We start from the raw sequence: 23035 nt of genomic DNA, 5'->3' as shown, positions 1-23035 counted from the left end.
TGGCGACGCATGATCATCCTAGCATGCACGAAAGGATCGGCCGCGATGCATTTCATGGGGCTGCTGAAATCGCTCGACGAGCTTCTCTACGAAGTGATGTCGTGGCTGATCTTCTTTCCGATCACGCTGTGGCGCACGCTGACGCGGCCGCTGCAGATGATGGACTATTCGGACCACGAGCTCGGCCAGACGGAAACGCAGCAATATGCCGACACGCTGCCCCCGCCTCTGTTCCTGCTCGTATCGCTGCTGCTCGCGCATGGGCTCGAGCTGGTCGTGGTGGGCGACAGCCCGCTGATCGAGAGCAAGCGCGGGCTCGCCGCGCTGGTGCATGACGACACCTCGCTGCTGATCATGCGGCTGGTGGTGTTCAGCATCTTTCCGCTCGTCTTCGCGACGCAAATGGTGCGGGCCCAGCACACCGAGCTGACGCGGGATACGCTGCGCCGTCCCTTCTACGCGCAATGCTATGCGGTGGCGCCGTTCGCGCTGGCGATGAGCGTCGCGGGGATCCTGATCCAGATCGACTGGCTGGGGGTTCAGATCGCCGGATTGGTCCTCGGCGCGCTGGCGCTGCTCGTCTTCGGGCTGGTGCAGGCGCGCTGGTTCGCCCAGCGCCTGAATCGCAGCCTCTCCGCCGGGTTCGGCCATGCTTCGCTCGCGATGGTCGGAAGTCTCGTGCTGGTCCTGCTGACCTCGCCGCTCTTCACCTGAAGGTCAGAACACCGGCAGATCGGGATCGCCGTCCGCGACCGGGGTGTGGATGCCGCATTCGGTCTTGTCCCAGCCGGCCCAGCGGCCCGAGCGCGGATCCTCGCCGGGCTTCACCTTGTGGGTGCAAGGTGCGCAGCCGATCGAGAGATAGCCCTCGGCCTCGAGCGGGTGGCGCGGCAGGTCGTGCGCCTCGAAATAGGCGTCGAGATCGGCCTTGGTCCAGTCGGCGAGCGGGTTGATCTTGAGCTTGCCGGCGGCGTCCACCTCGAAGCGGGGGAGGGCGTTGCGGGTCGAGGCCTGGAACGCCTTGCGCCCGGTGATGCTGGCGTCGAACCCGGCCATCGCCTTTTCGAGCGGGATCACCTTGCGGATCTCGCAGCAGCCGTCGGGATCGTAGGACCAGCGCAGGCCGGTCTCGTCCTTCCTGGCGATCGTCTCGGCGTCGGGGGTGACGATGCGCAGGTTGGTGAGGCCGAGCTTGGCCGCGAGCTGGTCGCGATAGGCGAGCGTCTCGGGAAAATGCTTGCCGGTGTCGAGGAAGATCACCGGCACCGACGAGTCGATCGAGGCGACGAGATGCAGCAGCACCGCCGATTCCGCGCCGAAGGAGGAGACGATCGCGACCTCGCCCGCCATCTGCTCGGCGAGCATGGTGCGCAGCATCTCCTGCGTCGACGCGCCGCGGAACAGGTTGTTGAGGCGCAGCGCGTCGCGCTCCGTGAAGGCCGGAGCCGTATCGATGCGGTCGATCGGGCGCGCCACGCTAGCCATGCCGCCGTTTCCACACCGGGACATGGCCGTCCGCGGCGATCTGATAGACATGGTCGTAGCGCGCGAGGCTCGCGGCGAGCACCGCCTCGTCCACCGGCGCTTCGGGGGCGAAGCTGTCGAAGCCGCAGCGGCGCATGAACGGGATCTGGTCGACCAGCACGTCGCCCTGCGCGCGCAGTTCGCCGATGTAGCCTGCCTCGCGCAGGATGCGCGCGGAGCTGTAGCCGCGGCCGTCGCGGAACTTGGGGAAGCTCACTTCGACCAGCGAGAGGCGATCGAGATGGGGGAGGAGCGCGCGGGCGTCCTCGCCGCTCTCGATGCGGACGGCGGTGGCGTTGGACTGGCCGAGGAACGAATCGAGCGTGACGGCGGGCTCGTCATGCGCCTCGTCGTCGCGGAAGCGGAGCCCGCCGGCGTTCGCCGGCAAATCGCTGGTGTCACCCATAGATCGCCTCCTTGAACGGGGCCATGCCGATGCGGCGATAGGTGTCGAGGAAGCGCTCGCCCTGTTCGCGCTGGGCGAGATAGACGTCGGTCGCCTTCTCCACCGCATTGACGATCCCGTCCTCGCTGAAGCCGGGGCCGGTGATCTGGCCCAGCGACACGTCTTCCGCGCCCGAACCGCCGAGCGAGAGCTGGTAGTTCTCGACGCCCTTCCGGTCGACGCCGAGGATGCCGATGTGGCCGGCGTGATGATGGCCGCAGGCGTTGATGCAGCCGCTGATCTTGAGCTTGAGCTCGCCGAGTTCGCGCTGGCGGCCGAGATCGGCGAAGCGGTTGGCGATCTTCTGCGCGACGGGGATCGAGCGGGCGTTGGCGAGTGAGCAGTAATCGAGGCCCGGGCAGGCGATGATGTCGCTGATCAGGTCGAGATTGGCTTCGGCGAGGCCAGCGTCGGCGAGCTGCTGCCAGATGGCGTAGAGATCGGCCTTGCGGACATGCGGCAGCACGATGTTCTGCGCGTGGGTGACGCGCAGCTCGTCGAAGCTGTGCTTCTCGGCGAGATCGGCCATGAGGTCGATCTGCGCCGAGCTGGCGTCGCCGGGGATGCCGCCGGTGGGCTTGAGGCTGATATTGACGATGGCGTAGCCGGGCTGCTTGTGCGCGGCGACATTCTGGTCGAGCCAGAGCGTGAAGTCGGGATCGCTGCGATCGATGTCGTCCGACAGGCCGGTCTCGAACGCCGGGTCGGCGAAATGGGCGGCGATGCGGTCGAACTCGGCGCGCGGCGGGTCGATGCCGAGCTTCTTGACCTCGGCGAACTCGGCCTCGACTTCTTCGCGGTACTTGTCCGCGCCGATCTCGTGGACGAGGATCTTGATCCGCGCCTTGTAGATATTGTCGCGGCGGCCATAGCGATTGTAGACGCGCAGGCAGGCTTCCATGTAGCTGATGAAATCGTCGAACGGCACGAAGTCCTTGATCAGCGGCGCGATCATCGGGGTGCGGCCCATGCCGCCGCCGACATAGACGGCGACGCCGAGCGCGCCGTCCTTCTCGACGATCTGCAGGCCGATATCGTGGAGGCGCATCGCCGCGCGATCCTCGTTCGCGGCGATTACCGCGATCTTGAACTTGCGCGGCAGGTAGCTGAATTCGGGGTGGAAGGTGCTCCACTGGCGCAGCAGCTCGGCCCAGGGGCGCGGATCGGTCAGTTCGTCCGCCGCGGCGCCGGCATATTGATCGCTGCTGATGTTGCGGATGCAGTTGCCGCTGGTCTGGATGGCATGCATCTCGACCGTCGCGAGATCGGCGAGGATGTCGGGCGCGTCCTCGAGCTTGATCCAGTTATACTGGATGTTCTGGCGCGTGGTGAAATGGCCATAGTCGCGGTCATACTTGCGCGCGATGTGCGCGAGCATGCGCATCTGGCGGCTGTCGAGCGTACCATAGGGCACCGCGACGCGCAGCATATAGGCGTGGAGCTGGAGGTAGAGGCCGTTCATCAGCCGCAGCGGCTTGAACTGGTCCTCGGTGATCTGGCCGGCGAGGCGGCGCTGCACCTGGTCGCGGAATTCCTCGACGCGGGACGCGACGATCGAGTGGTCATATTCGTCGTATTTGTACATCTCAGATCACCCAGCTGCCGGCATTGGGGTCGGCGGGTTTGAGTGTCAGGTCCGGGCGCACGGTCGGGCCGAGCGCGCGGATGCGGTCCTTGATGTGCGCGGGGCGCGGTCCCTCGGGGGTTTCGGTGGCGTCGATCACATAGGGACCGTTGACGCGGCGCGCGCCTTCCTCGGCATGCGCGATCGCCTCGCCCTGGTCGCCGACATCGACGGCGTCCTCGACATGGCGCGACCAGCCCTCGCCGGTCCACCAAGTGACGTCGCCCGTGGGCAGGTCGTTTCCGGTGAGCAGCTTCACAAGTCGAATCCGTGCATGAGTTCGGCCTTCTTCGCCCAGCCGGCGAGCTTGTCCTGCGCGTCGGACAGCGCGACCACCTCGCCGACGACGATGATCGCGGGGCTCTGGACCTTCTCGCGCTCGACCATGGGACCCAAATCGGCGAGCAGCGTCTTCATCGCGCGGCTGCCTTCGAGCGTCGCGCGCTCGAGCACCGCGACGGGCATGTCGGGGGCGACGCCGTCGCGCATCAACTTCTCGGCGATGTCGGGGCAGGTTTGCACGCCCATGTAGATGACCAGCGTGCGGCCCTTGCCGGCGAGGCCAGACCAGTCCTGCTCGCTGAGGCCCTTGCACTGGCCAGCGACGAAGCTGACCGCGCTCGACCAGTCGCGATGGGTGAGCGGGAGCATCGCCTCGGCCGCGCCGCCGAGTGCGGCGCTGACGCCCGGGATCACCTCGACGGGCAGGCCGGCGGCGCGCACCGCCTCCACTTCCTCGCCGCCGCGGCCGAAGATGAACGGGTCGCCGCCCTTGAGGCGCACGACGATCGCGCCGGTCTTCACATGCGCAATGATGAGGGCGTTGATGCCTTCCTGGGGCACGGTGTGCTTCGAGCGGCGCTTGGCGACCGAGATGCGATGCGCCTGCGGCGCGAGGTCGAGCACGCGCGGATCGACCAGCCCGTCATGGACGAGCACGTCGGCCGCCTTCAGCGCCTCGACGGCACGCACGGTCAGCAGGCCCGGATCGCCCGGACCGGCACCGACCAGAATCACGCGCCCGCGCGCGGAAGGATCGAGCAGGGAAGCCATGGATGGCAGATGGTCCCCGGTGACGTTCGCGGCAACCGATGGTTGCTTGGGGGGGCGGAAGCCGAACTTTGCCGAATCCGACAATCCTGGATGACGCGTTGTTGGTTATGCGCATTCCGGCTAGGAAGGCGTGGTGGGGGCAAATATTTATCCGGCGATCAGCGTTCATCGCTTCTCGACCTGCGGGATCGAGGCGCGCGAGCGTCATGACGCGTGGCGCGAACGCCCTTCGTCCTTCGGGCGCCTGTTCGAGACCGTGCCGCATGAAGCGTTCGACACCAGGTCGAGCTTCTTCAGCCTGGGATCGATCCAGGTCGGCTTCTCCACCTTCTGCTCGCAGACCTGGACACGCACCACCGCGATGGCCCGCGCCGACGATGTCGACTGGCTGACCGTCAATGTCCGCTTTGCCGGTGCGGCCCGCGGCGATAGCGAGCTTGCCGACTTCGCCGTGCCGACGGGCGGCACGATCATGGTGGATCTGGCCCAGCCGGGCAGCCATTTCTCGGAGCGGTCGGACACCGCGCTGCTGATGATCCCGCGCGCACTGGCCGAGTCGGTGTTTGGACCGGTGCGGAGCCTGCATGGCGCGGTGATCTCGCCCAGCGGTTCCGCGCTGCTGCGCACGCATCTGCGGCAGCTGCAGCAATCGGTGCACGACATTCCCGCCGCGCAGGGCGAGCGCATGTCCGGGGTATTGCTCGACCTGATCGCGGTCTCGCTCTCGATGGAGGGGCGCCCCGTCGCGCCGACCGCCGACGCGTTCGACGGCGCCGTGCGCCAGCGCGCGCTGGCGATCATCGACGCGCGGTTGGGATCGGCGCAGCTCAACCCGGCATCGCTGGCTCGATCTCTGGGGGTATCGCGGTCAACGCTCTACCGGCTGTTCGGCGCCGACGGTGGGGTCAATGCATGCATCCGCCAGCGGCGGCTGGAGCATGTCCATCAACTGCTTGGCCAGTCGACGACGAGCGAACCGATCGCGGTGCTGGCCGAACGCTGGGGATTCTGCGACGCGGCGCATTTCGGCCGGCTGTTCCGCGCAGCTTACGGCATGACGCCGGGCGAGTATCGGGCGATGCGGCGCGCGCTTCGCGCGGCGTGAGCCGAGCCGGGCGGGCGCAGCCTAGGCCGTATCGACATTCAGGATCGAGGCGAGTTCATTCCTCCCCCTGAGGGGGAGGGGGACCGCCGCGAAGCGGTGGTGGGGGGTAGGTGGCCCCAAGCTGACCAGCCCGCTTGTGGAGACTACCCCTCCACCAGCTGCGCTGGTCCCCAGTGTCGGGTTGACCATGCCCCGCATGGTCAAGGATCGTCCGGGGGACGATCCGACCCGACACTCCTCCGGGGGGAGGAATGATTGAATGTCGATACAGTCTAATTTTGCTGGTGCGCGGCTTCCCGGTCGTTGACCCAGTTGCCGGTGCGAGGATCCTTGGCGATCGGACGGCCGCAACGCGCGCAATTGGTGCGGTAGCGGTCGCCGCGACTCCGAACGTCGCGCCGGATGCGCCGGTGTCCTGCAATCAGACAGATCAGCTGCCACATTGATGCCATCCCCTCCATTTCCCCGGAGGCGATGTAGCGGGCGCAGTCCGTGCGGATAAGCCGCGAACCTATTGCAGCTGTTCCATCGGCTTGTCTGCCGGGTTCAGCTCGCCAGCTCGCGGGCGCGGCCGGCGAGACGGAGCGCCTCGTCGATCAGCTCGGCGGCGAACGCGAGGTCCTTCTGCGCCACCGCGATGGCAAGGCAGTTGCTGGCTTCGCGGCGAAGCCGTTCGGCGCGGGTGGGGCGGGGGGATTCGTACGCGGGGGGTTTCACGGGGCGAATAATCCGCATGGCCCCTGCCGGTTCCGCGGCTCGTCGCAACGGGAGGATCAGTGCGTCCCGGCGGCCGCTCAGCCTTCGCGCAGGCCGATGCCGATGCTCACCCGCGCCTGCTCGGCCTCGCTCGACACCACCGGATAGGCGCAATAGTCCGCGGCGTAATAGGCGCTGGGCCGGTGGTTGCCCGACCAGCCGATGCCGCCGAACGGCGCCGCGGAGCTGGCGCCGTTGGTCGGGCGGTTCCAGTTGACGATGCCGGCGCGGATGTTCGCCCAGAACTGGTCGTAGAGCTTGGGGTCCTGGCTCACCAGGCTGGCGGAGAGGCCGTAGCGCGTGTTGTTCGCCTCGGCGATCGCCTCCTCGAAGGTGTTGGCGCGGATCACCTGCAGGATCGGGCCGAACAGCTCGACATCGGGCTTTTCCTTCGCCTCGGTCATGTCGATCAGCGCCGGGGTGACGAAGGGGCGGCCGTCGATCGGGCGCTCCATATGGCGCAGCGGACGGCCGCCGAGGAAGGAGAGCTCGAGGAAGCTTTCGGTCAGGAGGTCGGCGGTGTCGTTGTCGATCACCGGGCCCATGAACGGCGCGGGGTCGGCATGCGGCTCGCCGATGATGAGGCGGCCGATCAGCTTGTTCACTTCCTCGATCAGCGGGTCGTAGAGCTTCTGGTCGACGATCAGGCGGCGCGCGGCGGTGCAGCGCTGGCCGGCGGTGGTGAAGGCGGACTGCACCACCAGTACCGCGGCCGAGTAGATGTCGGGGGTCGACCATACGAGGATCGGGTTGTTGCCGCCCATTTCGAGCGCGAGGATCTTCTCGGGCTTGGAGGCGAAGGCGCGGTTGAGCGCGATGCCGGTGCGCGCCGAGCCGGTGAACAACAGTCCGTCGATCCCGTCATGCGAGGCGAGCGCCTTGCCCTCGTCCGGGCCGCCGATCAGCAGGCGGATGCACCCTTCGGGAATGCCCGCGGCGTGGAAGCATTCGACCAGGAAGGCGCCAGTGGCGGGGGTCTTCTCCGACGGCTTGAACACCACCGCGTTGCCGGCGAGCAGCGCGGGGACGATGTGGCCGTTGGGCAGATGTGCGGGGAAGTTGTACGGCCCGAGCACTGCGAGCACGCCGTGCGGCTTGTGGCGCAGCGCGAGGCGGGTGTTCATCGGCGCGTCGATGCGGCGCTGGCCGGTGCGTTCGGAAAAGGCCGAGACCGAGATGTCGACCTTGGCGATCACCGTGTCGACCTCGCTGCGCGCCTCCCAGATCGGTTTGCCGGTCTCGCGCGCGATCACGTCGGTGAAGGCGTCGGACTTCTGGCGGACGACATTGGCGAAGCGGCGCAGCGCCTCGATGCGGTAGGTGAGCGGGCGCGCGGCCCAGTCGGCCCAGCTTTCGCGCGCCTTGGCGACCTCGGCATCGACGTCGCCGATTTCCCTCCGCCACAGCACCGCGCCGGTGGCGGGCTCGGTCGAGATGATTTCCGATGCGGGCATTCGTTCTTTCTTTGGCTGGCCCCCTGAGATGGGGCACGCTCTAGCACCAAGTAACGCGACTATTCCACCTTACCCGTATCGAGGGCTCCGCCCATCTGCCGTATCGCCGCGATCTTGGTGTTGAACGGGCGCCAATCGTCGTCGCGGTCGATCGCCGACCAGATCGCCTCGACTTCGTCGATCAGCATCGAACAGGGCTCGCCGCCGGCGAAATAGGGGTGGCTGCGGCCTTGCGGGACGGGATCGTGCTCGGCGAGGGCGTCGCGCACCCCGTCCCATTCAGCGCCGTAGCTTGCAGGCAGCGCGCCGCCAAAGGCGTCGAAGAAGAAGCGGTCGATCGACCATTGTGTCGCGATCAGCGCCTCGTCGATCGCGTCCTTGAGCCGCCATCCGGCCTCGCCATCGCGCATGCGGAGGCCGAGCCGGCGCAGGAGTGGAGGGGGATAGGCCTCGCGATAATGCTGCTCGAACTGCTCCAGCCGCTCGATCAGCGGTGGCGCCTCGCTGATCAGGCGCAGCGATACCGCGAGCTGGGCGCAGTTCCACAGGATCGCGTCGGGCTGGCGGCTGAAGGCGTAGAGCCCGGCATGGTCGAAATAGGCGGCGGTGAAGGCGGGATCGAAGCTGGGGGCGAAGCGCCACGGGCCATAGTCGAAGCTCTCCCCGGTGACGTTGATATTGTCGGTGTTGAGCACGCCATGGACGAAGCCGGCGGCCATGTAGCTGGCGGCGAGGCGGGCCGTGCGTTCGACCACCAGTCCGAAGAACTGCGCGACCGGGTTCGCCGCGGGTTCGACGCCGAACAGCTCGGCGAGGCACCAGTCGACCAGCCGGCGCATGCTCGCCGCGTCGCTGAAATAAGCGAGCCGCTGGAAGGTGCCGATGCGGATATGGCTGCGGCTCATCCGCACCAGCACGGCCGAGCGGGTGGGCGAGGGCTCGTCGTTGCGCTGCAGCGCCTCGCCGGTCTCGATGAGCGAGAAGCTGCGCGAGGTCTCGACGCCGAGCGCCTCGAGCATCTCGGTCGCGAGCACCTCGCGCACCCCGCCCTTGAGTGTCAGCCGGCCATCGCCGAAGCGGCTGTAGGGGGTCTGGCCCGATCCCTTGGTGCCGAGCTCGAGCAGCGCGCCGTCGCCGCGCCGCATCTGCGCGAAGGTGAAGCCGCGGCCGTCGCCGATCTCGGGATTGTACACGCGGAACTGGTGGCCGTGATAGCGCAGCGCCAGCGGCTGGGGCAGGTTGCCGGGCAGCGGCTCGAACCGGGCGAAGTGGCGGAGCCAAGCCGCGTCGTCGAGCTGGTCCAGTCCGATTTCCGCGGCGGCGCGGTCGTTGCGGAAGCGCAGGCGGGTCTGCGGGAAGTCTGCCGCTGTGACCGGGTCGTAGAAGGTTTCGCCGAGTTTCAGGATCGCGGGATCCGGCCGGTAGGACGGCGCTTGCGGGAAATCGGCCATGGCGCGATATGGGGGGCGATGGCGACCGCGCGCAACCTGCCCGACTATACCGACGGTTACTGGTGGTCGGGCGACGGCCTGCGGCTGCATTATCGCGACTATCCCGGCGGGGACGGCAAGCCGCCTTTGCTCTGCATCCCCGGCCTCACGCGCAATGCGCGCGACTATGCGGCGCTGGCGGACCGGCTCGCGGGCGAATGGCGCGTGATCGCGGTCGATCTGCGCGGTCGCGGCGAGAGCGCTTATGCCAAGGATCCGATGACCTATGTGCCGCTGACCTATCTCCAGGATCTGGAGGCGCTGGTCGTGGAGCTCAAGCTCGAGCGGTTCGTCGCGGTGGGGACCTCGCTCGGCGGCATATTGACGATGCTGATGGCCTCGACTCATCCCGAACGGATCGCGGGCGCGGTGCTCAACGATGTCGGGCCGGAGATCGACCCGCTCGGGCTCGGGCGCATCCGCGGCTATGTCGGCAAGGCGAACTGGCACCCGACCTGGATGCACGCCGCGCGCGCGCTGGCCGAGGCGAATGGCGACGTCTATCCCGGCTATGACATCGAGGACTGGCTGGCGATGGCCAAGCGCCTCTATCGGCTGACCAGTGCCGGGCGCATCGTGCTCGACTATGACATGAAGATCGCCGAGCCGTTCCGCGTGCCGGGCAACGAGGCGGGTCCGGACATGTGGCGGGCGTTCGACGGGCTCAAGGACAAGCCGCTGCTGGTAGTGCGCGGCGACCGCTCCGACATCCTCTCCGCCGCTACCGCCGACGCGATGCGTAAGCGGGCCAAGGCATGCGATCTGGTGACGGTGCCGGAGACCGGTCACGCGCCCAGCCTCGGCGAGCCCGAGGCCGTGGCGGGGATCGATCGGCTGCTCGCCAAGGTGAGCTGAAGGGGCAGGAACTCCCGCCCCTCCATCGGTCAGTCCTCCAGCTTCGCGCGGCGCTCGAGCTCGGCCTGCGTCGGCTCTTCCATGGCGAAGGAGCCGGTCTCCACTGCACCGGCGCGTTCATAGGCGGCGATGATCACACCGCTCGGCGATACGGCCGACTTGACGAGGCGGAAACCCGCCGGCTGCGCGCCTTCGCCGAACATCCGCTTGCCCTTGCCGAGCACGATCGGGAAGATCATCAGGCGCAGCTCGTCGACCAGGTCCTCGGCGAGCAGGGTCTGGAGCAGCTCGCTCGAACCCTGGGTCAGCAGGTCGGGACCGTCCTGCCGCTTGAGTTCGCGCAGCGCGGCCGGGACGTCGGGGCCGAGCAGCTCGCTGTTCTGCCAGTCGAGCGCCGGCTGTGAGCGGCTGGCGACATATTTGGTGATCGCGTCGAAGCGTAGGGCGATCGCTGCGTTCAATTCGTCATAGCCTTCCGCGTCCGGATCGGTCGGGAAGTGCGGCCAGTGCGCGGCGAAGATGTCATAGGTCTTGCGGCCGAGCAGCAGGTCGAACGGGCGCGCGAACATCTCGTCCACCGCCGCGCCGGTGGTCTCGTCGAAATGCGGCACCAGCCAGCCGCCATGCTCGAAGCCGCTGGTCGGGTCTTCCTCCGGTGCGCCCGGTGCCTGCATCACCCCATCGAGGCTGACAAAGGCGGCTGCAATGATCTTGCGCATGGTTCTTCTCCTTGGTCACCAGCGCCATGATGCGCTGTCACCTTGACGACGAGCGGGGCGCGGCGGAATCGACACGGCCGCAAAAAATTTTCGCGCAGCGCGGATTTGGGCGCTAAGCAGCGCGCCCAGCATGGCCATCCGTATCCTCCATCTCCATTCGAGCTTCGACCTGGGCGGCAAGGAAGCGCGCGCCGTCCGGCTGATGAACGCGTTCGGCGATCGCGCGAGCCACGTCATCGTCTCGGGCGTCGACGGCGCCTATGGCGCGCGCGACGCGATCGCCAAAGGCATCCGTTACGAGATCGCGCAGAACCCGCCGCCGCTGACCGGCAAGCCTTCGGTCGCGCGCTACGAGGCGATCGCCCGGTTCATGGCCAAGTTCGACCTCGTCCTGACCTATAATTGGGGCGCGATCGACGGAGTGATGGCGAAGCGCGTGTTCGCCAAGAATTTGCCGCCGGTGATCCATCACGAGGACGGGTTCAACGCCGACGAGGCGATGCGCCTCAATCCGGTGCGCAACATGTATCGCCGTATCGCACTCGGCGCGGCGCAGGCGCTGGTCGTGCCCTCGCATCTGCTCGAGCGCGTCGCAGTCAAGGCGTGGAAGCAGCCGCGCGAGCGCATCCACCGCATCTCCAACGGCATCGACGTCGCGGCCTATGCGAAGAAGCCCGACACGCGCGCGATCCCGGGGTTCAAGCGGCTGCCGGGGCACACGGTGGTCGGCACGCTCGCAGGGCTGCGCGAGGTCAAGGACCTGCCGATGCTGGTGCGCGCGATGGGCGGGATGAAGAGCCGCGCGCAGCTCGTGATCGTCGGCGAGGGGCCGGAGCGCGGGGCGATCCAGGACACGATCGACAATATGGGAATGGAGAAGACCGTGCTGCTGCCGGGCTTCCTGCCCGATCCGCACCGCTACATGGGATTGTTCGACATCTTCGCGCTGTCGTCCAAGAGCGAGCAGCAGCCGATCGCGGTGATGGAGGCGATGGCGGCGGGGCTGCCGATCGCCTCGACCCCGGTCGGCGACGTCGCGCAGATGATCGCGCCGGAGAACCTCCCGGCGATCGCCGACGACTGGAATCCGGTGCATCTGCGCGACCGGATCGAGACGCTCGCCGCGCATCCCGAGGCGCGCGCGATCGTCGGCAAGGCGAACCAGGCGCGTGCTCGTGCGTTGTTCGACGAGAAGGCGATGATCGCCGCCTATGCCGCGCTCTATGCCGGCGCCGTGGGACGCCCAGGGGCGTTGGGCTGATTCTCCTCGCTAAGCGGGGGTATCGCGGCTAGAGTCGCGCGAATTTTTCCGGAGGGACGCGTTGTTCAAGGGTTTGAAGCCGATCATCTACAATGGTCAGGAAGTCTGGCCTCTCGTGGAGGGCGGCAAGGGGGTCGCGGCGACCAATCACGCCTCGGCCGGCGCCTGGGCAGCGGCGGGCGGGATCGGCACGGTGAGCGCGGTCAATGCCGACAGCTATGACGCCGAGGGCAAGATCATCCCGCAAGTCTACAAGGCGCTGAACCGGCGCGAGCGGCACGAGGAGCTGATCGCCTACGCCGTCGAAGGCGCGGTGCAGCAGGTCAAGCGCGCGTTCGAGATTGCGGGTGGCAAGGGCGCGATCAACATCAATGTGCTGTGGGAGATGGGCGGCGCGCAGCGCGTGCTGCACGGCGTGCTCGAGCGGACGCGCGGCATGGTCGCGGGCGTCACTTGCGGTGCGGGCATGCCCTACAAGCTTTCGGAGATCGCTGCGTCCTATGGCGTCAACTATCTCCCGATCGTGAGCTCGGGTCGCGCCTTCCGCGCGCTGTGGAAGCGGGCCTATTCGAAGGCGAGCGAGTGGCTGGCGGCGGTGGTCTATGAGGACCCGTGGCTGGCGGGCGGGCATAACGGCCTGTCCAACGCCGAGGATCCGCGCGCGCCGCAGGATCCGTATCCCCGCGTGAAGGAGCTGCGCGCGGTGATGCGCGAGGGCGGGATCAGCGACGACGTGCCGATCGTGATGGCGGGCGGCGTCTGGTATCTGCGCGACTGGAACGACTGGATCGACAATCCCGAGCTCGGCACGATCGCCTTCCAGTTCGGCACGCGGCCGCTGCTGACGCGGGAGAGCCCGATCCCCGAGGGTTGGAAGGCCAAGCTGATGGAGATCGAGGAGGGTGACGTGCTCCTCCACCGCTTCTCGCCGACCGGCTTCTATTCCTCGGCGGTGCGCAACCCGTTCCTGCGCAACCTCGAATCCCGCTCCGAGCGCCAGATCCCCTATTCGACCGAGGAAGCGGGCGACCATACGTTCCAGCTCGATGCCGGGGTGAAGGGCAGGAATTTCTGGGTGACGCGCAACGACCTGCTGCGCGCGCGCGAATGGGTCGGGCTCGGCTATACCGAAGCGCTCAAGACGCCCGACAATACGCTGATCTTCGTCAACACCGACGAGCGCCAGGTGATCCGCAAGGACCAGGCCGATTGCATGGGCTGCCTCAGCCAGTGCAGCTTCTCGTCCTGGGCGGATACCGAGACCAACTCGACCGGGCGCCTCGCCGATCCGCGCAGCTTCTGCATCCAGAAGACGCTGCAGGACATCGCACATGGCGGCGACACCGACCGGAACCTGATGTTCGCGGGGCATTCCGCGTATAATTTCAAGCGCGACCCCTTCTATTCGAACGGCTTCGTGCCGACGGTGAAGCAGCTGGTCGACCGCATCCTCACCGGGGACTGATCCGCACTCGTTTCGTCACCCCGGCCCTGTGCCGGGGTCCACGATGCCGCGCATGATGCGCGTGAGCCTCTCGTCCATCGCTTGCCGCCCGGTGGACCCCGGCACAGGGCCGAGGTGACGGGAGAGGGTTGAGATTTCGGCGGCTAAAGCAGGGATTGGGTTCCGGACATTCGTGACGCTGGCTAGGCTGGCGGCATGAAGAAGGGACTCATCATCCGCCACACGCCCTATGAGGGCATCGCCGGGTTCCGCCAGCCGGTGGAGGAGGCGGGCTATGTGCTCGACCGGATCGACGTGACCGATCCGGACTTCGCGCGCGTCAACTTCAACACGCCCGATTTACTGATCCTGATGGGCGGGCCGATGGGTGTATACGAACGCGACGCGCATCCGTGGATCGACTGCGAGGTCGACCGGCTGGCGAGCCGCATCTCGCTCGGGCTGCCAACGATCGGCGTGTGCCTCGGCGCGCAGATGATCGCGGCGGCGATGGGCGCCAAGGTCCATGCCGGGCCGGTCAAGGAGGTGGGCTTCGCGCCGGTCGCGCTGAACGCGGCGGGCGCGGAATCACCGCTGCGGCATGTCGCGGACGTGCCGATGCTCCACTGGCACGGCGATACCTTCCCGCTGCCCGGGGGAACCGAGTTGCTCGCGTCGACCACCAGCTATGCACACCAGGCGTTCCGGCGCGGGCCCGAGCTGCTCGCGCTCCAGTTCCACGCCGAGATGGGCGAGGATCCGCGGTTCGAGGAGTGGCTCGACGGCGCCGACGACTATGTCGGGCAGGCCGGGCTGACGGTCGGCGAGCTGCGCGGCCAGCACGACCGGCTCGGGCCGGATGCGGTGGCGGCGGGGCGGGCGATGATCGCGGAGTGGCTGCGCGGGCTCTAGCCGAGCTGGCGCTTGATCGCGGCGTCGGTTCGCTTGCCGTAGGGCGGCTTGAGACCGCCGAGCTTGGCGACGTCGAGCTTCGACTGTTTGAACACCGATTTGGCATGGCTGAAGGTGCGGAAGCCCGGCTCGCCGTGATAGGCGCCCATGCCCGACGGGCCGATCCCACCGAACGGCAGCTCCTCCATGCTGACATGGAAGATCGTGTCGTCGAGACTGACTCCGCCCGAGATCGTCCGGTCGAGCACGCGGCGGCGTTCGGTCTCGTCCGACCCGAAATAGTAGAGCGCGAGCGGGCGGTCGCGGCGGTTCACCTCGGCGATCGCGCCGTCGATGCTGTCATATTTGCGGACCGGGAGGACCGGGCCGAAAATCTCTTCCTGCATCACAATCATCTCGTCGGTGGGGTTGCGGATGATGTGGAGCGGGAGTTTGCGCGCGTTGGAGGCGGCGAAGTCCTCGTTGGCCGGGTTGACCGCGATCACCTCGGCGCCCTTGGCGCGGGCGTCGTCGATCGCAGCGGTGAGGCGCTCGAAATGGCGGTCGTTGACGATCGCGGTATAGTCGGGGTTGGCCAGCAGGCTGGGGTACATCGCCGAGGCGGCGCGGACGAGGCCGTCGACCGCAGCGGCCTCCTGCTCGGCGGGGACCATGAGGTAATCGGGCGCGATGCAGATCTGGCCGGCGTTGAGCATCTTGCCCATCGCCACGCGCTCGGTCGCTTGCGCGAGATTGGCCGAGCGGCCGAGGATTGCGGGGGACTTGCCGCCGAGCTCGAGCGTCACCGGGGTCAGATTGTCGGCGGCGGCGTGGAGAATGTGGCGGCCGATCCCGGTCGCGCCGGTGAACAGGAGATGGTCGAAGGGGAGGGCGGAGAAGGCCTTGCCGACGTCCGGGCCGCCGCTGATGAAGGCGAGCTCGGTCGCGTCGAAGAACTTCGGTGCCAGTTCCTCGAACAAAGCCGCGGTGGCGGGGGTGAACTCGCTGGTCTTGACCATCGCGCGGTTGCCCGCAGCGAACACCCCGGCGAGTGGCGACATCACCAGGTTCACCGGGAAGTTCCATGGCGAGATGATGCCGACCACGCCCTTGGGCTGATACTCGACCCAGGCGCGCGCGCCGAGCAGGCCGAGCGGGAACAGCACCGGCTTCTTCTCGCGCTTCGCCCAGCGCGCGACCATCTTTTCGGCGTGGCGGAGCGGGGAGGTCGAGGCGACGATATCGGTGATCATCGACTGGCGCGGGCTGCGATGGCCGAAATCCTCGCTGAGCGCGTCGCAGAAGCGGGCAGCATTGTCCTTGAGCATCGCCGCGGCGCGGCGGAGGCGGTCCTTGCGGGTCGCGATCGAGACGGGAAGCTCGGCCATGAACGCCGCGCGCTGGCGGTCGAGGATCTCGCGCATCTCGCTCATAGTCCCACCTGATAGAGCCACGCCGGGAAGGCGGCGATCGCGAGCAATGTGCCGAGGGGGAGGCGGCTCGTCATCCTTATTTCGCGGCCCGAGATGCGCACCGCCAGCGCGACCGCGAGGCCGGTGAGGCTGGCGGCGAGCAGCACCGGGGCGAGCATCGTCGCGCCGAGCCACAGGCCGATGCCGCCGAACATCTTGGGGTCGCCGCCGCCCAGCCCTTCGCGCCCACGGATGTGACGATAGGTGAAGGCGACGAGGTAGAGCAGGCCGATGCCGATCAGCCCGCCCAGGATGCGGTCGACCCAGCCGGGATCGAAGAACAGGCCGTCGACGATTCCCGCCAGCGCGAGCAGGCCGGTGAGCGCGTTGGGCAGCCAGAAGGCGGCGAGATCGAGCGCGGCGAGCGCGAGCAGCAGCCAGCCGAATACCGCGCCCGCGACGCCCTCCCAGCCCGGCGCGACCAGTCCCGCCGCGACGCCCACCAGCATGCCGGCGAGCTCGACCGCGACATGCCCCGGATGGATCGCGGCTCCGCACGCCCGGCACTGGCCGCGCTGGAGCGCGAAGCTGAGCAGCGGCACCAGCTCGTGCGCGCGCAGCGGTTTGCGGCAGGAATCGCATTCAGAACGCCCACGCAAGGCGCTGCGTCCTCCGGGCCAGCGCAGCGCGACGGTCGCGATGAAACTGCCGAAGATCAGGCCGAGGATGGCGAGGGTGAGCGGCCAGGCCCAGTCAGGCATCGGCACACACTCGCGTGGCTTCTGTCACCCCGGACCTGTTCCGGGGTCCACTTCTCCGCTCGTCCATCGTCCTGAGATTTTCGCGGATCGGGTTTCGCGAGATGCTCACCGGTTGTGCCTGCCGACCGGTGGACCCCGGAACAAGTCCGGGGTGACGAAGAGGGACGGCATCACGCATCAACCGGCTTCTTGCGGATCAGGTAGCGATAGACGCCGAAGATGTTGATCCCGAACATCACCAGGTTCTGTGACAGCAGCGGCTCGTCGTCGCTCATCAGCGCGCCGCCGATCCAGGCGATGCTGGACAGGACGAACAGCGCGAACCCCCAGCCGGTGATGCGGCGGCCGCTGTCGAGCGCGACCATGAATGCGGCGACGATGCCGGTGATCGAGGCAAACCAGCTGAGGATGTCGAATAGCGGCATGTCGCCTCCTTTTTGCATTTGCGGTATCCCGCGCCTAGATCGCGGCCAACGTCAAACTCGCGGAGAGGCTTTCATGTCCACCGATCCTGTCGTCATCGTCTCCTACGCCCGCACCCCGATGGGGAGCATGCAGGGCGCGCTGTCGGATGCGAGCGCGATCGATCTCGGCGCCGCGGCGGTGGGCGCGGCGGTCGAGCGCGCGGGCCTCAAGGGCGAGGCGGTCGAGCGCATTTACATGGGCTGCGTGCTGCCGGCGGGTCTCGGCCAGGCCCCGGCGCGGCAGGCGGCGCGCAAGGCCGGGCTGCCCGACCATGTCGAGGCGACCACGGTCAACAAGATGTGCGGATCGGGCATGCAGGCCGCGATCATGGGTGCCGAGGCGCTCGCCGCGGGGTCGGTCGACCTGCTCGTCGCGGGCGGGCTCGAGAGTATGACCAACGCGCCCTACCTGTCGCTGCGCCACCGCAGCGGGGCGCGGATCGGGCATGACCGGTTGTTCGACCATATGTTCCTCGACGGGCTCGAGGATGCCTATGAGCCGGGCCGCGCGATGGGCACCTATGCCGAGGAGATCGCGACCGAATATCAGTTCACCCGCGAGGCGCAGGACGACTTCGCGATCGCCAGCCTGATGCGCGCGCAGAAGGCGCAGCAATCGGGCGGGTTCGACCGCGAGATTGTTCCGGTCGAGATCAAGACCCGCAAGGGCGTGGTGACGGTGGACAAGGACGAGCAGCCGGCCAAGGCCGATCCCGCCAAGATCCCGACGCTCAAGCCCGCCTTCGCCAAGGACGGCACGATCACCGCGGCCAATGCCTCGTCGATCTCCGACGGCGCCGCGGCTTTGGTGCTGACGCGGCTGTCGGTCGCCGAGAAGCTTGGCCTCGACCCTGTGGCGCGGATCGTGTCGCATGCGGCGCACGCGCATCTCCCTGCACGCTTCACCACCGCGCCGGTGTTCGCGATGCAGAAGGCGCTCGACAAGGCCGGCTGGAGCATCGGCGATGTCGACCTGTTCGAGGTCAACGAGGCGTTCGCGGCGGTGGCGATGATCGCGATGCGCGACCTGTCGATCCCGCACGACGTGCTCAACGTCAATGGCGGGGCGTGCGCGCTGGGGCATCCGATCGGGGCGAGCGGGGCGCGGATCCTCGCGACCCTGCTCGCGGCGCTGCAGAATGGCGGGCAGAAGCGCGGGCTCGCCTCGCTGTGCATCGGCGGCGGCGAGGCGACGGCGATGGCGGTGGAGCTGCTGAACTAGGCCGGATCGCGCACGCGCATCAGGCGGACGCTATAGACTTCGGCCTGATCCCAGGAATCGGCCTCGAACCGCACGCGCAACTTCTGCTTGCCGTGCACGAGGTCCGCGGGCAGCGTATAGGTCTTGAGGTTGCGCGCGACGGTCGGTTCGCCGGGCAACCGTTCCCGCGCGAGCAGGCGGCCGTCCACCAGGATGCGGAAATCCTTGTCACGCTGGCGTCCGCCATAGGTGACCTGGAGCGCGAGCGGCCCCGGCGCGGTCGCGAGATCGAACTCGAACCCGCCCTTGTTCACCCGGCGGTGGCGCTCGGTGATATGGGGCACGGTTCCCGATCCGCCATTGTCGGCGAAACCGTGGTCGATTTCGGGCTGCTGCTCGCCAAGCCGGATGATGTCGACCGTGCGCGCCGCGAGCTCGGCGCGTTCGCGCGCGACCTGCTCCCAGACGGCCGCCTGCGCTGGCCATCCGGCGGTGCTGAAGCGGCGGAAATAGACGACGGTGCGGTTGTGATGCTGCGCGAAGAAGGGCGTGAGGACGAGGTCGCCCGGCCGGCCCTGGCTACCGAGCCGATAGGAGTGCAGTTCGCCGCGGTGAACCAGATCGGGCTGCGCACGGTCGGTGACCAGCGCCGGATCCACTCCCTCCCATGGCGCCGTGGTTGGCCCGACATTGCCGGCGAGCACGAGCGGGCCGCTCAGGAATGCGACAAGGTTCGCATCGTCGGGCATCGCTTCGACGCGGAGCGGCATCCGCAGCGAGAGATCGATCCGGTCGCCTGCCTCGAGGCCGGCGAGCATCAGATAGCCGTCCTCGCGCACCCCGGCCGCACGACCGTTGACGCGGCAGCGCGGTGCGCGGCACCAGCCGGGTACGCGCAGGGCGAGCTTGGCCGGCGGCTTCACCACGGTGATCCGTACCGCGTCGTCCAGCGGAAAGGCGGTGTCGATGTCGAGATGTGCTTCCGGCGCGCGCAGGGTCGAGGCGTAATAGAGGTTGATCGCGACCGCGCCGCCGCGCTTCCAGTAGATGCTCTCGCCATGCTTGGCATGACTCTCCATGCCCGAGCCGACGCAGCACCAGAAATCCTCGGTCGGGCTGGAATGAACCCGGCCCATCCCCGGCGCGAGCGCGGTGAAATAGGTGAACATCCCTGTCGCGGGATCCTGCTGGCTCATGATGTGGTTGAGGTGCGCGCGCTCGTAAAAGTCGAAATAGGCCGCATCGCCGTTCCAGCCATAGAGATGCCGGGTGAGGCGCAGCATGTTGTAGCTGTTGCAAGCCTCGCAGGTCTGCTGGTCGAGCCGGCCGGCGAGCTTGCGCGGCGGTCCGAAATGCTCGTGATCCGAATTGCCGCCGATCACATAGCTGTGGTCGCGCGTGACGGTGTCCCAAAAGAATCGCGCGGCGCGTCCGGGGCCGAGCGCACCGGTCAGCTCATGCAGCCGCGCCTCGCCGACGATCTTGGGGATCTGGGTGTTGGCGTGCTTGCCGGCGAGCTCGTCGCGGCTGGCCTCCAGCGGGTCGACGATCGCGCGGTGCCGCATCCGCTCCGCCAGCCTCAGCCAGCGGCGGTCGTTGGTGCCCCGGTAGAGCTCGGCATAGGATTCGACCAGGCCGCCATGCTCGGTGGCGAGGATCGTCTGGACCTGTGCGTCGTCCAGACCCTCGACGATCCTGCCGAGATAGTCGCCGAGCCCGATCGCAACATGCAGGCCGTCGGCGACCCCGGCGTGCAAATGCGCGTCGAGCGCCCCCGCGAACACCTTGTGATAGGTATAGAGCGGAACCCAGCCGTCGTTCAGCGCGAAGCCGGTCGAGCGGATCTCGCCGCGGCGCAGCTCCTCATAGACGATCTTGCCATCGACCATCTTGCCGTCGCGCTCGACGGTGGTGCCGCCGGCATAGCCGTCGCCGTGGCGCGCCTGGACCGCGCGCAGCTCGGCCAGGACATAGGTGGCGCGATCGCGGAACCGCGCGTCGCCGGTCTGGGCATAAGTGAGGGCGAGCGCGCTCAGGTAATGGCCGAGCGAATGACCGGCGATGCCGCGCGCCTCCCAGCCGCCATAGACTGCCCCTTTCGGAGGCAATCCCGCCCCGACGCGGAAATTGTGAAGGAAACGATCGGGATCGAGCGAAAGGAGATAGCGCTGGTTGGCTTCGACCGCGGTCCGGAAGACCGATGGCTTGAGGCGGACCTGGCGAAGCGGGAACGGTTCCGCGTGAACCGCCTGGCTTTCCGCTCCCCGCGCGGCCGCCGGTACGAAGCCCAGCGCGACACCGGCGCCGAGCGCGCGCCGCCGAGTCCAGCCATCGATCATATGCACCCTGCTCCTGCTGCGCCCCCTTGATTGCGGACGGCCGCGCGAGAATCAGGCTAGCTGCATGGAAGCGTTGCTGCAACTATTTGTCGGAGTAAATAAGTGCTAGGGCACCTCTTCGCCCGGATCGGTGCCCCAGATGCGGTTCTGCTCGACATAGCCGCCGCGGCCCTTGACGTCGAACCAGCACCAGCCGCGCTGGCACCGGCTGATGCGGCCGACCACGCCGGGCGCGGCGCGCCAGTTGATGCGGGCGTTGAAGCGCGGATCGTCGCGCATCTCGACCACCGCGCCGACCACGATCGCCGTGCGCTGGGCGGAGAGCAGCGTGGCGAGCACCCAGCCTTGGGTGCCGTCCGGGTCCTCGACCTTGCGCCAGTCGTTATAGACCTCGACCACCTTCACCGGCAGATCGGCGCGCTGGTAGAGCCAGCTGGCGGGATAGTTGCGGCCGGGGCCGGTGCGCATATAGGCCTTGCCGGCGCTGATCGAGGCGAAATAGGGCGGCTTGCGCTGCTGGGCCCATGCCTCGGCAATGGCGCCGACGCCGAGCGTCATCGCGATCACCATTCCGAGCACCGTCCGCAACCGCATCATTTCCCCCGCTGAACTTCGTGACGTCACTCTAGGGCCGGGGCGTGCGCCGCATCAACCGTTGACTGGCGCGGCCACGCGGGCCAATCGAACCGGCATGGCACAGCCGTCCCGACCCGCCCGGCCCCGGGTGATCGTCACCCGCGAACTGCCCGATGCGATCGCGGCGCGGATGGGCGAACTGTTCGATACGCAGCTCAACCAGTCGGACGCGGCGATGGACCGCGCGAGCCTTGCGGCGGCGCTGGCGGACTGCGACGTGCTGGTGCCGACCGTGACCGACCAGATCGATGCCGAACTGATCGCGGGCGCGGGCGAGCGATTGAAGCTGATCGCCAATTTCGGCGCGGGCGTGAACCATATCGACCTCAAGGCGGCGCGGGCGCGGGGAATCGTCGTCACCAACACCCCGGGCGTACTGACCGAGGACACCGCCGACATGGTGATGGCGCTGATCGTTGCGGTGCCGCGGCGGCTGGCGGAGGGCGAGAAGCTGGTGCGGTCGGGCCAGTGGAAGGGCTGGTCGCCGGGCGGGATGCTCGGCCACCGCATTGGCGGCAAGAGGCTCGGCATCGTCGGCATGGGGCGGATCGGCCAGGCGGTGGCGCGGCGCGCGCGGGCGTTCGGGCTGTCGATCCACTATCACAACCGTCACCGACTGCCCGAAATGGTCGAGGCCGAGTTCGAGGCGACCTGGCACGATGACCTCGATGCAATGCTGGCGGCGATCGATATCCTGACGATCCACACGCCGCTCAACGACGAGAGCCGCGACCTGATCGACGCGCGGCGGATCGGGCTGCTCGGGCCCCAGGTCTATCTCATCAACGCCTCGCGCGGCGGGATCGTCGACGAGGAGGCGATGGTCGATGCGCTCGAGGCGGGGCGGCTGGCCGGGGCGGGGCTCGACGTGTGGCGGTTCGAGCCGCAGATCGACCCGCGGCTGCTGGCGCTGCCCAATGTCGTGATGACCCCGCATATGGGCTCGGCGACCTATGAGGGGCGCCAGGCGACGGGCGAGAAGGTGATCGCCAATATCCGCTTCTGGGCCGACGGCCATCGTCCGCCCGATCAGGTGCTGGAAGGATGGATGTGATGACGACGCCCTTGTTCCACCTCGCGATCCCCGTCGATGATCTGGAAGCGGGCCGCGCCTTCTATGGTGAGCTGCTCGGCTGCCCGCAGGGGCGCGAGGATCCGGGGCACTGGATCGACTTCGACCTGCGCGGGCACCAGCTGGTGCTTCACAAGGGTGAGGGTGCGGGTGTGCGGACGCGCAACGCGGTCGATGGCGACGCGGTGCCGGTGCCGCATTTCGGGCTGGTCCTCGATTGGGACGAGTGGCACGCGCTGGCGGATCGGCTGCGTAGCGCTGGGACCGAGTTCGTGATCGAGCCGCATATCCGCTTCGAGGGGAAACCCGGCGAGCAGGCGACGATGTTCTTCTTCGATCCCGCGGGCAATGCGCTGGAGTTCAAGGCGTTCCGCGATATCGGGCAATTGTTCGCGACCTAAGTCGCTTGGCCGTCCTTCGCCTCGCGCCGTTTCTTCAGCGCACGCGCGACCAGCAGGCCGCCGAGGATGAAGCCGCCGGGCACGAGCAGCACCGCGGCGGTGATTGCCGCGTTGCGTGCTGCAGTGGA

24 protein-coding genes are annotated in these 23035 nt (G+C 67.9%); 9 read left to right on the top strand and 15 right to left on the bottom strand.

Annotation, left to right across the window (positions count from 1 at the left end; genetic code table 11):
• The first annotated feature begins 45 nt into the window (after positions 1-45).
• Positions 46-714, top strand: coding sequence for a hypothetical protein (locus OK349_RS16390; protein WP_265118981.1), 669 nt, complete (start codon positions 46-48; stop codon positions 712-714).
• 3 nt (positions 715-717) lie between these two features.
• On the opposite strand, the gene OK349_RS16385 is transcribed toward OK349_RS16390, so the two are convergent.
• From OK349_RS16385 to cobA, 5 genes are read right to left on the bottom strand one after another with little or no spacing between them, the layout of a single operon-like run.
• Positions 718-1485 (bottom strand): phosphoadenylyl-sulfate reductase, encoded by a 768-nt coding sequence (locus OK349_RS16385; RefSeq protein WP_265118980.1) that lies wholly within the window; start codon positions 1483-1485, stop codon positions 718-720.
• Positions 1478-1930 (bottom strand): DUF934 domain-containing protein, encoded by a 453-nt coding sequence (locus OK349_RS16380; protein ID WP_265118979.1) that lies wholly within the window; start codon positions 1928-1930, stop codon positions 1478-1480. Before OK349_RS16380 ends, OK349_RS16385 begins: the two co-directional genes overlap by 8 nt.
• Positions 1923-3554 (bottom strand): nitrite/sulfite reductase, encoded by a 1632-nt coding sequence (locus tag OK349_RS16375; RefSeq protein ID WP_265118978.1) that lies wholly within the window; start codon positions 3552-3554, stop codon positions 1923-1925. Before OK349_RS16375 ends, OK349_RS16380 begins: the two co-directional genes overlap by 8 nt.
• A gap of 1 nt (position 3555) precedes the next feature.
• Positions 3556-3852: a DUF2849 domain-containing protein gene (locus tag OK349_RS16370; protein WP_265118977.1), complete on the bottom strand. Its 297-nt coding sequence runs from the start codon at positions 3850-3852 to the stop codon at positions 3556-3558.
• A complete protein-coding gene (cobA, locus tag OK349_RS16365; RefSeq protein WP_265118976.1) occupies positions 3849-4646 on the bottom strand; it encodes a uroporphyrinogen-III C-methyltransferase in 798 nt (265 codons plus the stop codon). Before cobA ends, OK349_RS16370 begins: the two co-directional genes overlap by 4 nt.
• A gap of 133 nt (positions 4647-4779) precedes the next feature.
• Between cobA and OK349_RS16360 the strand changes: the two genes are divergently transcribed.
• Entirely contained in the window at positions 4780-5751 is a 972-nt protein-coding gene (locus OK349_RS16360; protein WP_265118975.1) for a helix-turn-helix domain-containing protein, read from the top strand.
• A gap of 272 nt (positions 5752-6023) precedes the next feature.
• On the opposite strand, the gene OK349_RS16355 is transcribed toward OK349_RS16360, so the two are convergent.
• From OK349_RS16355 to OK349_RS16340, 4 genes are all read right to left on the bottom strand, one after another.
• On the bottom strand, positions 6024-6194 hold the full coding sequence (locus OK349_RS16355; RefSeq protein ID WP_265118974.1) for a hypothetical protein: 171 nt from the start codon (positions 6192-6194) through the stop codon (positions 6024-6026).
• Between the two features lie 103 nt (positions 6195-6297).
• Positions 6298-6468 (bottom strand): hypothetical protein, encoded by a 171-nt coding sequence (locus OK349_RS16350; protein WP_265118973.1) that lies wholly within the window; start codon positions 6466-6468, stop codon positions 6298-6300.
• Positions 6469-6545: 77 nt separating this feature from the next.
• Positions 6546-7961: a succinylglutamate-semialdehyde dehydrogenase gene (astD, locus tag OK349_RS16345; protein WP_265118972.1), complete on the bottom strand. Its 1416-nt coding sequence runs from the start codon at positions 7959-7961 to the stop codon at positions 6546-6548.
• Positions 7962-8020: 59 nt separating this feature from the next.
• Entirely contained in the window at positions 8021-9412 is a 1392-nt protein-coding gene (locus OK349_RS16340) for a protein adenylyltransferase SelO family protein (protein WP_265118971.1), read from the bottom strand.
• An 18-nt stretch (positions 9413-9430) separates the two neighbouring features.
• Between OK349_RS16340 and OK349_RS16335 the strand changes: the two genes are divergently transcribed.
• Positions 9431-10306 (top strand): alpha/beta fold hydrolase, encoded by an 876-nt coding sequence (locus OK349_RS16335; RefSeq protein ID WP_372340580.1) that lies wholly within the window; start codon positions 9431-9433, stop codon positions 10304-10306.
• A 29-nt stretch (positions 10307-10335) separates the two neighbouring features.
• On the opposite strand, the gene OK349_RS16330 is transcribed toward OK349_RS16335, so the two are convergent.
• Positions 10336-11025: a dihydrofolate reductase family protein gene (locus tag OK349_RS16330; protein ID WP_265118970.1), complete on the bottom strand. Its 690-nt coding sequence runs from the start codon at positions 11023-11025 to the stop codon at positions 10336-10338.
• Positions 11026-11155: 130 nt separating this feature from the next.
• Here OK349_RS16330 and OK349_RS16325 point away from each other — a divergent pair, with 130 nt between their 5' ends.
• The 3 genes from OK349_RS16325 to OK349_RS16315 all read left to right on the top strand — a co-directional run bounded on the left by OK349_RS16325 (position 11156) and on the right by OK349_RS16315 (position 14642).
• Positions 11156-12286 (top strand): glycosyltransferase, encoded by a 1131-nt coding sequence (locus tag OK349_RS16325; protein WP_265118969.1) that lies wholly within the window; start codon positions 11156-11158, stop codon positions 12284-12286.
• A gap of 61 nt (positions 12287-12347) precedes the next feature.
• On the top strand, positions 12348-13751 hold the full coding sequence (locus tag OK349_RS16320; protein WP_265118968.1) for an NAD(P)H-dependent flavin oxidoreductase: 1404 nt from the start codon (positions 12348-12350) through the stop codon (positions 13749-13751).
• Between the two features lie 195 nt (positions 13752-13946).
• Complete coding sequence (locus tag OK349_RS16315) at positions 13947-14642, top strand: glutamine amidotransferase (protein WP_265118967.1); 696 nt, start codon at positions 13947-13949, stop codon at positions 14640-14642.
• Here the strand turns inward: OK349_RS16315 and OK349_RS16310 are convergent.
• From OK349_RS16310 to OK349_RS16300, 3 genes are all read right to left on the bottom strand, one after another.
• Complete coding sequence (locus tag OK349_RS16310; protein ID WP_265119303.1) at positions 14639-16045, bottom strand: coniferyl aldehyde dehydrogenase; 1407 nt, start codon at positions 16043-16045, stop codon at positions 14639-14641. The genes OK349_RS16315 and OK349_RS16310 overlap by 4 nt on opposite strands.
• Positions 16046-16050: 5 nt before the next feature.
• Positions 16051-16794, bottom strand: a complete 744-nt coding sequence (locus OK349_RS16305) for a prepilin peptidase (protein ID WP_265118966.1) — start codon at positions 16792-16794, stop codon at positions 16051-16053.
• 170 nt (positions 16795-16964) lie between these two features.
• Positions 16965-17219, bottom strand: a complete 255-nt coding sequence (locus tag OK349_RS16300) for a hypothetical protein (RefSeq protein ID WP_265118965.1) — start codon at positions 17217-17219, stop codon at positions 16965-16967.
• A gap of 73 nt (positions 17220-17292) precedes the next feature.
• Between OK349_RS16300 and OK349_RS16295 the strand changes: the two genes are divergently transcribed.
• Positions 17293-18480: an acetyl-CoA C-acyltransferase gene (locus OK349_RS16295; RefSeq protein WP_265118964.1), complete on the top strand. Its 1188-nt coding sequence runs from the start codon at positions 17293-17295 to the stop codon at positions 18478-18480.
• Here the strand turns inward: OK349_RS16295 and OK349_RS16290 are convergent.
• Positions 18477-20798, bottom strand: a complete 2322-nt coding sequence (locus OK349_RS16290) for a glycoside hydrolase family 127 protein (protein ID WP_265118963.1) — start codon at positions 20796-20798, stop codon at positions 18477-18479. The genes OK349_RS16295 and OK349_RS16290 overlap by 4 nt on opposite strands.
• A gap of 105 nt (positions 20799-20903) precedes the next feature.
• Positions 20904-21392 (bottom strand): SH3 domain-containing protein, encoded by a 489-nt coding sequence (locus OK349_RS16285; protein WP_265118962.1) that lies wholly within the window; start codon positions 21390-21392, stop codon positions 20904-20906.
• A 97-nt stretch (positions 21393-21489) separates the two neighbouring features.
• Here OK349_RS16285 and OK349_RS16280 point away from each other — a divergent pair, with 97 nt between their 5' ends.
• Together OK349_RS16280 and OK349_RS16275 are read left to right on the top strand one after the other, a co-directional pair.
• The gene (locus tag OK349_RS16280; RefSeq protein WP_265118961.1) at positions 21490-22488 is read left to right on the top strand and encodes a 2-hydroxyacid dehydrogenase; all 999 of its coding nucleotides are present in this window, start codon (positions 21490-21492) and stop codon (positions 22486-22488) included.
• Positions 22488-22907: a VOC family protein gene (locus OK349_RS16275; protein ID WP_265118960.1), complete on the top strand. Its 420-nt coding sequence runs from the start codon at positions 22488-22490 to the stop codon at positions 22905-22907. Before OK349_RS16280 ends, OK349_RS16275 begins: the two co-directional genes overlap by 1 nt.
• The last annotated feature ends 128 nt before the right edge of the window (positions 22908-23035 follow it).

Source organism: Sphingomonas sp. BT-65 (assembly GCF_026107375.2).
GTDB lineage: Bacteria > Pseudomonadota > Alphaproteobacteria > Sphingomonadales > Sphingomonadaceae > Sphingomonas.
This window is presented reverse-complemented; position numbering and strand designations above follow the sequence as displayed.